The organism is Paenibacillus sp. FSL R5-192 (assembly GCF_000517845.1).
Taxonomy (GTDB): domain Bacteria; phylum Bacillota; class Bacilli; order Paenibacillales; family Paenibacillaceae; genus Paenibacillus; species Paenibacillus amylolyticus.
This window is the reverse complement of record NZ_ASPR01000078.1, coordinates 151,160-162,631: the sequence shown is the minus strand read 5'-3', so window position 1 is coordinate 162,631 and position 11,472 is coordinate 151,160. Positions and strand designations below refer to the sequence as shown.

At 47.2% G+C, this 11,472-nt stretch carries 10 protein-coding genes and 8 tRNA genes; all 18 read left to right on the top strand.

The features are described 5' to 3' along the window. The first annotated feature begins 148 nt into the window (after window positions 1–148). The 18 genes from C161_RS29550 to hisB all read left to right on the top strand — a co-directional run bounded on the left by C161_RS29550 (window position 149) and on the right by hisB (window position 11,469). Window positions 149–240 (top strand) — tRNA-Ser (locus C161_RS29550). Between the two features lie 43 nt (window positions 241–283). Then, window positions 284–360: transfer RNA gene (locus C161_RS29545), tRNA-Met, on the top strand. 9 nt (window positions 361–369) lie between these two features. Next, a tRNA-Val gene (locus C161_RS29540) sits at window positions 370–445 on the top strand. Between the two features lie 5 nt (window positions 446–450). Further along, window positions 451–526, top strand: a tRNA-Thr gene (locus C161_RS29535). 9 nt (window positions 527–535) lie between these two features. Beyond that, window positions 536–613: transfer RNA gene (locus C161_RS29530), tRNA-Asp, on the top strand. Between the two features lie 21 nt (window positions 614–634). Further along, window positions 635–707 (top strand) — tRNA-Phe (locus tag C161_RS29525). A 12-nt stretch (window positions 708–719) separates the two neighbouring features. Then, window positions 720–805, top strand: a tRNA-Tyr gene (locus C161_RS29520). A gap of 7 nt (window positions 806–812) precedes the next feature. Then, a tRNA-Lys gene (locus C161_RS29515) sits at window positions 813–885 on the top strand. 143 nt (window positions 886–1,028) lie between these two features. Beyond that, entirely contained in the window at window positions 1,029–2,222 is a 1,194-nt protein-coding gene (locus C161_RS29510) for a PucR family transcriptional regulator (RefSeq protein ID WP_051447417.1), read from the top strand. A gap of 103 nt (window positions 2,223–2,325) precedes the next feature. Further along, window positions 2,326–3,453 carry an ABC transporter ATP-binding protein gene (locus C161_RS29505; protein WP_017691279.1) on the top strand — a complete coding sequence of 376 codons (1,128 nt, stop codon included), beginning with the start codon at window positions 2,326–2,328 and terminating at the stop codon, window positions 3,451–3,453. A gap of 418 nt (window positions 3,454–3,871) precedes the next feature. Further along, the gene (gene hprK / locus C161_RS29500) at window positions 3,872–4,810 is read left to right on the top strand and encodes an HPr(Ser) kinase/phosphatase (protein ID WP_017691278.1); all 939 of its coding nucleotides are present in this window, start codon (window positions 3,872–3,874) and stop codon (window positions 4,808–4,810) included. Between the two features lie 121 nt (window positions 4,811–4,931). Beyond that, complete coding sequence (lgt, locus tag C161_RS29495) at window positions 4,932–5,957, top strand: prolipoprotein diacylglyceryl transferase (protein ID WP_036674776.1); 1,026 nt, start codon at window positions 4,932–4,934, stop codon at window positions 5,955–5,957. A 6-nt stretch (window positions 5,958–5,963) separates the two neighbouring features. After that, window positions 5,964–6,620: a pyrophosphatase PpaX gene (gene ppaX / locus C161_RS29490; RefSeq protein WP_017691276.1), complete on the top strand. Its 657-nt coding sequence runs from the start codon at window positions 5,964–5,966 to the stop codon at window positions 6,618–6,620. Beyond that, on the top strand, window positions 6,617–7,159 hold the full coding sequence (locus C161_RS29485) for an acyltransferase (protein ID WP_036674775.1): 543 nt from the start codon (window positions 6,617–6,619) through the stop codon (window positions 7,157–7,159). The genes ppaX and C161_RS29485 overlap by 4 nt, the downstream gene beginning before the upstream one ends. A gap of 389 nt (window positions 7,160–7,548) precedes the next feature. Continuing rightward, window positions 7,549–8,748: an ATP phosphoribosyltransferase regulatory subunit gene (locus tag C161_RS29480; RefSeq protein ID WP_036674773.1), complete on the top strand. Its 1,200-nt coding sequence runs from the start codon at window positions 7,549–7,551 to the stop codon at window positions 8,746–8,748. Window position 8,749: 1 nt separating this feature from the next. Continuing rightward, complete coding sequence (gene hisG, locus C161_RS29475; RefSeq protein ID WP_036674770.1) at window positions 8,750–9,409, top strand: ATP phosphoribosyltransferase; 660 nt, start codon at window positions 8,750–8,752, stop codon at window positions 9,407–9,409. Window positions 9,410–9,542: 133 nt separating this feature from the next. Continuing rightward, window positions 9,543–10,847 carry a histidinol dehydrogenase gene (hisD, locus tag C161_RS29470; protein WP_036674768.1) on the top strand — a complete coding sequence of 435 codons (1,305 nt, stop codon included), beginning with the start codon at window positions 9,543–9,545 and terminating at the stop codon, window positions 10,845–10,847. Continuing rightward, window positions 10,840–11,469: an imidazoleglycerol-phosphate dehydratase HisB gene (gene hisB, locus C161_RS29465; protein ID WP_036674766.1), complete on the top strand. Its 630-nt coding sequence runs from the start codon at window positions 10,840–10,842 to the stop codon at window positions 11,467–11,469. The genes hisD and hisB overlap by 8 nt, the downstream gene beginning before the upstream one ends. Window positions 11,470–11,472 lie beyond the last annotated feature (3 nt).

Below are 11,472 nucleotides of genomic sequence, written 5' to 3'. Positions count from 1 at the left end.
AGGCTGGGGGTGGAAGTGCAGCAATGCATGGAGCTGACCAGTACTAATCGGTCGAGGGCTTATCCAATAGCAAGTTGTCATTCGCATGTTTCGTTTCGAATCTAGTTTTCAGGGAGCAATCCTTGAATGATGTTGATGATTGTTATTTGGAGAGATACCCAAGTGGCTATAAGGGGACCCTCTGCTAAGGGGTTAGACTGCGTAAGCGGTGCGAGGGTTCGAATCCCTCTCTCTCCGCCATCTTTACCTAAAGATGGACAAGCAATCAAGACACAATTAATATGGCGGTGTAGCTCAGCTGGCTAGAGCGTACGGTTCATACCCGTAAGGTCGGGGGTTCGATCCCCTCCGCCGCTACCATATTACCCAGGAGGCTTAGCTCAGCTGGGAGAGCATCTGCCTTACAAGCAGAGGGTCGGGGGTTCGATCCCCTCAGCCTCCACCATATACGCCGGTGTAGCTCAACTGGTAGAGCAACTGACTTGTAATCAGTAGGTTGGGGGTTCAAGTCCTCTCGCCGGCACCATTAATGCCTGGAACCGTGGTGTAGTTGGCCTAACATGCCTGCCTGTCACGCAGGAGATCGCGGGTTCGAATCCCGTCGGTTCCGCCATTAATCCTAAAAATTAAATATGGCTCGGTAGCTCAGTCGGTAGAGCAGAGGACTGAAAATCCTCGTGTCGGCGGTTCGATTCCGTCCCGAGCCACCTTTAATCCCTGGAGGATTAGCGAAGTGGCCAAACGCATCAGACTGTAAATCTGCTCCCGTACGGGTTCGGTGGTTCGAATCCATCATCCTCCACCAGTTTTATGAGTCATTAGCTCAGTTGGTAGAGCACCTGACTTTTAATCAGGGTGTCGAAGGTTCGAGCCCTTCATGACTCATCTTTAAGAAAAGAGTGATTAATCATTAATTTGATTAGTCGCTCTTTTTTGTTATGTAATTTTAGCTCAATATGGATATTTATTAATGCTGGGCAAGATATGATAAACTAATAGAAAACATGCAGAGTGGTGACGTTCATTATATGAAGCTCATACCTGATCTAAAACAGCAAATTGAAGTCATTATAGGCACAAATTTGGACGAATATGAAATTACAATAGAAGAATGGATGCAATCTGTTGCCAATCTAGTTGGTAATCATGAAAATTCAGAGACCTTTGGTGATGAAGGTGAGCGTCAGGAGTTATCTGATCAATCTGCATCTCCAATTTCATCCGATGTGATCAGTTTGAATACGGGAAAGCGTATATTTTTTAAGGTTCGGATGAATGAGCAAGAAGAGACTGTCGTGTGTTGGGGATGCCCTGCAAAATCTATTACCGTGGAGACACGACAATTGATTGAGCTTTTGATCCGTACTAACACGGCTCTACCCGATGAGGTACAACCTGTTGTATATGAGAATGATAGGGAGCAGTATTTGACTGAATTGGGTCTCTGGCTTAAAGAGCAGATCGAAGAACCAACCAAGCAGGAATCTGAAGCGGTTCCTGATCGCTTTGTGGTGCCCGCAGGCTTAAATGCTGAGAAGATTCTCTTCTTGCTGCAAGGGGATACACCGGATGCACATCGTTTACGATCCAAGGAACTCAACAAGTTGCTTGAGAGTTACTTTGGCGAGGAGATAGTCTTGATTCCTTTGGGGGAGCAAGAGTGGATTTTCATGGGTGATAAAGAAATTGTTACTGAAGAAGCCGAAGAAGATACAACGGAAGCCAAAAAGGATTCACTGAACGCTTTTTGTCTGGGGTTACATGAATTGGTTGCCAGTGAGTGGGCTGGGGTGTTCCATCTGTCTGCATCTCTGCCATGCATTCCTGCGCAACAACTTGTATCGGTCACAGTTCTTCTTAAAGAAAGTGTTCACTTAGGGAGAGCATTCCATGTTACGCAGCATATTCATCTCCCATGGGATCTTCACCTGGAGCGGTTGGTAGCGAGCATTCCAGATGATCAACGTATACGTTTTATAAAGGAAACTGGTAAAGACACGGTAATCTTCAATGACAGTGAGACACTTGCTACGCTGGAGACCTTTTTTAGCCTGGACTGTAATGTCAGCGAGACAGCGAAACGACTTTTCATTCATCGTAATACGTTGGTTTATCGTCTGGACAAGATAAAACAGGAGATTAGTTACGATGTGAGGCACTTCGAAAGTGCTGTTCTAGTGCAGTTTTTACTACTAATGTACAAAGTGACGAAAAAGCATTGATATTTTTGTGCAGTTTGCGAATAGTCAAACCTCACGTAGATAGGGTATTATAAAAATACAAATTGTATTCGATTACAAAATGATCTCTGAGGAGGCAACAATCATGGCTGGAGTACGTTTAGAGCATATTTTCAAAAAATACCCGGGTTCTGATAAAGCAACTGTAGTTGACATTAACCTGGACATTAAAGATAAAGAATTTCTGGTACTGGTAGGTCCGTCCGGTTGTGGTAAATCAACAACACTTCGTATGATCGCAGGCCTTGAGGAAATTTCTGAAGGTAAACTCTATATCGGTGACCGTGTCGTTAATGATGTTGCACCTAAAGACCGCGATATCGCGATGGTATTCCAATCCTATGCCTTGTATCCGCATATGAGCGTATATCAAAACATGGCGTTTGGTTTGAAATTGCGTAAGGTTAAAAAAGATGAGATCGACAAACGTGTACGTGAAGCAGCTAAAATCCTGGATATCGAACATTTGCTTGAGCGTAAACCTAAGGCATTGTCCGGTGGTCAACGTCAACGTGTCGCTTTGGGACGTGCGATTGTCCGTGATCCACAAGTGTTCTTGATGGATGAGCCTCTCTCCAACTTGGATGCCAAACTGCGTGGTCAAATGCGTGCTGAGATCACTAAACTTGCGAAACGTTTGGAAACAACTGTTATCTACGTAACGCATGACCAGATCGAAGCTATGACGATGGGTGATCGGATCGTTGTTATGAAGGATGGTATCATCCAACAAGCAGCTTCTCCGGAAGAGTTGTACAACCTGCCGGCTAACCTGTTCGTAGCTGGTTTCATCGGTTCCCCGACAATGAACTTTATCTCGGGTAAACTCGCTGAGCAAGGTACTAGCATGCATTTCATAGCTCCTGGTGTGGATGTTGAAATCCCGCAAGGTAAAGCACAAGTGTTGAAATCTAGAGGATACATTGGTAAAGAAGTGATTCTGGGTGTTCGTCCAGAAGACATTCACGAAGAGCCAGTATTCCTGGAAGCATCCCCGAACTCTGTATTCTCTACACACGTAGATGTTACAGAGAACCTGGGTCACGAAATGCTCCTCTACTTGAGCGGTGTTGGTAATGATACAACGATCGCACGTGTAGACGGACGTTCTAACACTCGTGATGGTTCCACAGTTAAAATGGCCATCGACATGAACAAAGTTCATATCTTTGACAAAGAGACTGAAGTGAACGTACTTCTTCAAGACAAATAATACTGGGATTCCTCGGTGACGATGGAACCTGACAGTTAACGCAATTATACATTGTAATGAGAGCCCCTTCCGTTATTGCTGGAAGGGGCTTTTTTAAGATTAATGAATTTATAAGTTTCGGCAGAGTGGAAGGATTAATAATCGCAAGAAAAACACCCCTTAAACTACGAATGTAGTATCCTAGAAGGTGCTTCGATCAGAAGACTTTTCTTACTAATGGTTGTCGGAGGCTGCGATTGCATTCATCCCGGAATTCATTTAAGATTATTTGAAGGTCTGTCTTCATTTATTTGAGAGAATTGACTGTTGGAAGGGTATGCATTCTGTACCTCATGTTGTGAATGCGCTAATAATGGAAATAACTGATACACGATCTGATGTACATAGAGGGACAGCTAATGCTGAAAGGAAGAGACAAATGGCGAAAAAAGTGAAAGTATCTGAACTGGTGCAGCAATTTCAGTTGGAGGTTGTTTCTGGATCTCACGGATTGAAAAGAGTCATTACGGTAGATGACCTGAATCGTCCTGGTCTGGAAATGGCCGGTTATTTTGAATACCATCCACAAGAACGGGTACAGCTGCTTGGAAGAACGGAATTAGCTTTCTTTGCAATGTTACCTGAGCAAGAGCGGCGCGATCGTATGCAACGTCTTTGTACGGAAGAGACACCTTGTATCGTTGTCACGCGTGGACTGGAAGTTCCACAAGAGCTGATTGATATTAGTGAAGAACAGAATCTGGCTGTACTTCGCAGCAACATGGCTACAACGATTCTATCCAGCCGGATCACGGGATTCCTGGAAAAGAAATTGGCACCAACAGCAACCATTCACGGTGTACTTTGTGATGTCTATGGCGTAGGTATGCTGATCACAGGTAGCAGCGGTATTGGTAAGAGTGAAACAGCGCTTGAACTGGTGAAACGTGGACACCGACTGATTGCCGATGATGCGGTAGAGATCCGCCAAACGTCAGATTTTCAGCTGCACGGTACTGCACCTGAATTGATCCGCCACTTGCTCGAGATTCGAGGTGTCGGTATTATCAACGTCATGACATTATTCGGGGCTGGTGCGGTTCGGAATAACAAACGGATTACTTTGGTTGTGCGTCTGGAAGCATGGCAGCAGGATAAACAATATGATCGTCTGGGTCTGGATGAAGAGACTACACGTATCATTGATACGGATGTACCTCTTGTTACAATCCCTGTTCGTCCGGGACGGAACTTGGCGGTTATTATTGAAGTGGCAGGTATGAACTATCGCCTGAAACAGATGGGTCTGAATGCTGCGCTGCAATTCACGAACAAGCTGACAGCAACCATCTCGGAAGATATGGAAGACATGGATTAAGAAACATTTTATACAAGGAAATGAAGATAAATGGTTGACATGTACTGCTTCTCTTAAGGCGCAGTGTATGCCAACCATTCGTCATGCGTGCGATTGATTGAATAAATAGGAGTGTGAATGAATGGATACATTATTACTGTTGAACCCGATTGCGTTCTCTATTGGAGCGTTAAAGGTTCACTGGTACGGGCTTATTCTTGGTGCTGCGGCACTTATAGGACTCCTGCTCGTGATCCGGGAGGGCAAACGATACAATATTCCACAGGAAGTGTTCATGGACATGGTCCTGCTGGGTGTGCCTTCTGCCATCATTGGTGCCCGCATCTACTACGTCGCATTTAAATGGGAAGATTATAAGGATAATTTCTGGGATGTCTTTAAAATATGGAATGGCGGTATAGCCATCTATGGTGCCCTTATTGGTGCAATCATCTGTGCAGTTATTTTCTTCCGTCGTAAAGGGTATAACTTCTGGCGTATGGCCGATATCTGTGCGCCTGGACTGCTCGTTGGACAGTTGATCGGACGCTGGGGGAACTTTGTGAATCAGGAAGCCTACGGCGGTCCTGTAGAAGAATCATTTTTGAGAGACAAGCTTCATCTGCCGGACTTTATTGTGAATCAAATGAACGTAGAAGGCGTATTCCACCATCCTGCGTTTTTGTATGAATCGATGTGGAGTCTCGTTGGTCTGGTGTTGCTGCTGGTTCTGCGTCGTCAGAAGTTTCTGCGTTCAGGTGAACTGTTCATGTCTTATTTCATCTGGTACTCTATCGGTCGCTTCTTTATTGAAGCTTTGCGTACGGACAGTCTTGGCTTCCAGGCTCCGCAATGGGTCGCTTCATTAGTAAACGGGCTATGGTCTCCAATGACTGCAATGGGCTTTGAACAAGGATATCTTGATCCTGCTTACGGTAACGTAAGAATCTCGCAACTGCTCGCTATTGGCATCATTATTGTTGCTGTTGTATTCATTGTGGTGAGAAGAGTGACAGGTAAAGCAGATGTTCGTTACAGTGATCCGATTGTATCGTCCAAAGTTACCTCAGATGATATGGAGCATACGGAAACAGTTGCTGGCAAAGAGAATAAGTTAACACCTCCAGCCAAGGATGAATCCAAGCAAGTTGATGATAAAAAGGAGTAATGCAACATGATTGACACGGTATTGTTTGATCTGGATGGCACGATTATTGATACCAATGAGCTGATTATCAGCTCATTCCAGCATGTCATGGGGGGATGGGAGCATTCAGCTCCATGGACACGGGAACAGATTATTCCACATATGGGCGGCACACTGGAGCAGCAAATGCGTACCTTCTCTGGCCAGGAGGAAGTCTCCGAGTACGTGAAAGGTTACCGTGCTTATAATGATATCCATCATGAAGCGATGGTTAGACCTTTTCCACATGTTATTGAGGTAGTAGAGGCGCTGCATCAGGCTGGCATTGTGATGGGTGTGGTCACAACCAAAATTCGTCCATCTACATTAAAGGTGCTAGAACGTTTTGACCTATTGAAGTATATGAAGACGATTGTAACAGTAACTGACGTAACGAATCCGAAGCCGCACGCTGAACCGGTACTGAAAGCGATGACGGAACTGGGTGCAGATCCTGCCAAAACGTTAATGGTGGGTGACAGTCCAGTGGATATCCAATCGGCTCAAAATGCGGGCGCACTCTCGGCGGGGGTTGCATGGTCCCTTAAAGGGGAAACAATCCTGAACGGATATGGACCCGATCATATGTTGCATGACATGAGAGATTTATTGAAACTCATCCGTATTGAAACGGGACGTTCATGAGAAAAGTAACCCGCTATCCGGTAGAGGACCAGAATGCACTTTGGCATATCTACAAGACAGTGAGTCCGTGGAAGGGCGTTCGTAATTTTATCTGGATCCAGTTGTCACGTTACTGTCCGATCCTATCGGTGAAGAATTGGATTTACCGCCGAATGCTCGGTATGAAGGTGGGAAAACACACAGCCTTTGGCCTGATGGTGATGGTGGATGTATTTTTTCCGGAGAAAATAACGGTCGGCGAAAACTCGGTCATCGGTTACAACACAACGATTCTCGCTCATGAGTATCTCATTAAGGAGTACAGACTCGGTGAGGTGATTATCGGGGAAAATGTACTGATAGGTGCCAATACAACGATTCTGCCCGGGGTAACTATAGGAGATGGAGCTGTTGTGGCTGCTGGAGCTGTCGTACATAAGGATGTTGCACCAGGAGCTTTTGTTGGAGGTAATCCACTTCGTGATTTATCCCACGCGGCAGCTTCTACAGAAGAAACTGTCTTTAACACGGATGATTCTTCTCAGGGTAGTGTGCATTGAGTCAATAAAGTAATGAATGAAGATGGGTTGAAGTTAAAAGCTGCTTATGGCAGCTTTTTTCGTATATAAATACCGATTGGCGAGCGTAATGGTGTGCATATAAAACGATATGTCGATCCAAGGGCAATCAAGCTTTGGTATTGTTGACGGTAGTGCGGATTTCGTGTTATCATATCCCATATCCTTTAGTTTGTTAGCACTTTACCATGTGAAAGTATTCTTGGAGAAATGAAGCATGATAAGGATTGGACTAAACCAATAGTTGAAGGCTTATGCGATAATACTGTGATTCAGGTTTATAAGATAGAATGGGGATTTACACTACATAAATCCTGTTGAAATAGAACGAGTGCAACTCTTAAATTACTGACTCGGGGTGAATATTACCAATGTCCAAACCAAAAGGTTTTGAAAAACCGACCGGATTCCGCGACTATACACCACATGTAGTATCCAAGCTGCGGACGATTGAACGCAATGTACTGGAATGTATGGAACGCTGGGGTTACCGTCAGATCATCACACCAACCATTGAATATTACGATACGGTAGGTGTGGCAAGCTCTACATCAGATCGTAAATTATTTAAATTGCTAAACAGCCGGGGAACCACACTGGTACTCAGATCGGATCTAACGGCTCCTATTGCACGCGTCGTTTCATCCATGCTCAAAGATGAGCAGTTGCCGCTGCGTCTGTCCTATCATGCGAACGTATTCCGTTCTATTGAAGAGGAAGCTGGGCGTGAAGCTGAATTTTTCCAGACGGGCGTGGAGTTGGTTGGAGACGACTCGCCTGAAGCGGATGCAGAAGTTGTTGCGCTTGCGATTGCCTCTTTGCAGGCAGCGGGTGTGTCTTCTTTTAAAATAGCGATGGGTCATATGGGATTCCTGAACGGATTACTGGAGGAAGTGATTCCAGGCCAGACCGCTGAGCAGGAGCAATTGAAGGAAGGGTTGCTCGGACGTGATTATGTCGGCTATCGCCAGTCGATTGAAGCATTGAATCTGGAGCCGAAGTTGAAAGAACAGCTTGAAGCGATCCTTCGTCTGCGTGGTGGCAAGGAAGTATGCACACATGCGGTAGAGCTAAGTTCAAGTGCTGAAGCAGCACAGTCGATTGCACATCTGTGTGCCGTATTCGAAGTGTTGGAAGCGTACGGTGTATCCGAGCATGTGCTGATTGATCTGACGATGATCGGTGATTTCTCCTATTATACGGGCATGACCTTTGAAGGGTATGCAGCCGAACTGGGATCTCCGGTATGTAGCGGTGGACGGTATGATAATCTGTTACAACAGTTTGGTCGTTCATTGCCAGCTACAGGATTTGCACTGAAAACGAACCGTATTATTGATGGTGTTCATGGCATTACGATTGAAGAGAAAAAAACGATACTTATCCAATATACCCCGAAACGTCGGGCTGAGGCACTAACAGAAGCGGCAAGATTACGCAGTATGGGACAAAATGTAGTGACACTCCTTCTTCCTGAAGATGGGGCTGGGGCAAGTGCCGTATCGGTTGAAGCAAGAACCGCTCAGGCTGAGCAGGTTATTACTTACGGATCTGAAGAAGGAGGACGCTGAGATGTCGGATATTCTGAAGGTGGCCATGCCGAAGGGCCGAATCTACAAAAAAGCCTCCAAATTGTTTCGTGAAGCGGGGCTGGATATTCCAGAAGACGTAGACGATACACGCAGATTGGTCATTGAAGTACCGGAAGCGGGAATGGAATTCATTATGGCTAAGCCAGTAGATGTTCCAACATATGTGGAGTACGGTGTTGCCGATATCGGAATTGTTGGTAAAGACGTGCTGCTGGAGGAAGATCGGGATGTGTACGAACTGTTGAATCTGGGAATCGCTCAGTGCCGTATGTCTGTGATCGGACTTCCAGACTGGAAGCCAGGCATCCAGCAACGTGTCGCAACGAAGTATCCGAGGATTGCTTCGCAGTATTTCCGGGAGCAGGGACAGCAGGTCGAGGTGATCAAGCTGAATGGTTCCATTGAGCTGGCACCCCTGATTGGTCTGGCAGACCGGATTGTCGATCTGGTGGAGACTGGTCAGACGCTGCGAGAGAACGGACTGGTGGAGATGACGGGCATTCTGGATATCACGAGCCGTCTTATCGCCAATCGGGTAAGTTATCGGATGAAAAATGCACGAATTCAGGCTTTGTGTGATGCACTTCAGCAGGTCATTCCGGCATCGAATGAGATTTCGGCGGGAAGCTTTCGGGGATAAACTACTGCGTTGGAAACATAGATGAGAAACATACAAAGCAGAAGCAGAAGCAAAAGTAAGAGTAAGAGACAAAATAAAGAAGCAAATCGACCACAAGAAGGCAGGTATTACAGAGGATGAGGAGGTTGTACGTATGAAAATTGTACCTGCACGGGAGTTTGATCTGAAGCGGGAAGTGGAGTATGGCACGCCGGAGCAAAATGAAACGGTACGGCGTATTGTCAGCGACATTCGCCGTGAGGGTGATGCGGCACTGCTGCGTTACACAGAGCAGCTGGACCGCACGAAGCTGACGGCCGCAGAATTGCGCGTGCCGCAGGAAGAGCTGCAGGCGGCTTATGCAGCCGTGGAGCCATCCTTTGTGACGGCGATTCGGCAAGCCGCCGCCAACATTCGTGCGTTTCATGAGAAACAGAAACGCAACTCGTGGATGGATTGGCAGCCGGACGGCAGCCTGCTGGGCCAGGTCATCCGACCGCTGAAGCGGGTCGGCGTCTATGTACCTGGCGGCAAAGCAGCGTATCCATCGTCTGTGCTGATGAATGTGATTCCGGCACAGGTGGCAGGCGTGCCGGAGATTGTTCTCGTGACGCCGCCGTCAACGAACGGTGGCGAAGGTATTAACCCGTATATCCTCGTTGCTGCTGCGGAAGCAGGCGTGAGCGAGATGTACCGGGTTGGCGGCGCTCAAGCCATCGCCGCCCTCGCTTACGGCACGGAGAGTATTGCACCGGTTGACAAGATCTGTGGACCGGGCAATATTTACGTGGCGCTCGCGAAGCGCGAGGTGTACGGTGCGGTCGATATCGATAGTATCGCCGGGCCGAGTGAGATTGTGGTGCTCGCCGATGATACGGCGAATCCAGTGTACGTCGCCGCCGACCTGTTGTCGCAGGCGGAACATGACGAGATGGCATCGGCCATTCTCGTCACGAATTCGGCCACGCTGGCGGAAGCCGTGCAGGGCGAAGTGCAGCGGCAGCTTGAAGTGCTGCCGCGGCGGGATATCGCTGCTGCTTCCGTGGAGCAGTATGGCGCGATTATTGTGGTCGATTCCATCGATGAGGGAATTGACGTGGTGAACCGGCTCGCACCGGAGCATCTGGAGATCATGGTGCAGGAGCCGATGGCTTACGCTGGCCGGATCGAAAATGCCGGCGCGATCTTCCTCGGCCCATACAGCTCGGAGCCGGTGGGGGATTATTTTGCAGGACCCAATCACATTATTCCGACCAATGGAACTGCGCGATTCAGTTCACCAGTGGACGTGGATGATTTTATCAAGAAATCGAGTCTGATCTATTATAGTAAAGAAGCGCTGCTGAAGAACGGAGCGGCTATTATAGAGTTGGCCCGCCATGAGGGTCTTGAAGGGCATGCCCGTGCAATCGCTGTACGGTTAGAACAGGAAGGAAAGGCGGAATCGGACAATGGATAAGCAAAATAATGGTGTGGAACTTGAAAACAAAGGTGCGGTGCGCCAAGCAGAGGTTGACCGCAAAACAAACGAGACCAATATTCAGTTGGCCTTTAATGTAGATGGAACAGGACAATCCACGATTGAAACGGATGTACCTTTCCTGAATCATATGCTGGATCTGTTCACAAAGCACGGACAATTCGACCTGAACGTGCAGGCCCGCGGAGATATTGATATCGACGATCATCACACGGTTGAAGACATCGGAATCTGTCTCGGACAGACGTTGCGAGAAGCGTTGGGTGACAAACGTGGAATTAAGCGTTACGCCAGTGTTTTTGTACCAATGGACGAGGCACTCGCTCAGGTCATTATTGATGTGAGTAACCGACCTCACTTTGAATACCGTGCAGAATACCCTTCCCAACAAGTAGGCAGTTTCTCCACGGAGCTGGTACATGAATTCCTGTGGAAATTAGCGCTGGAAGCTCGGATTACGTTACATGTCATTGTGCACTATGGTCAGAACACCCACCACATGATTGAAGCGATCTTTAAGGCGCTGGGACGTGCACTGGATGAAGCAACGATGATTGATCCACGTGTAACGGGTGTGCCTTCCACGAAGGGAGTGCTGTAGACG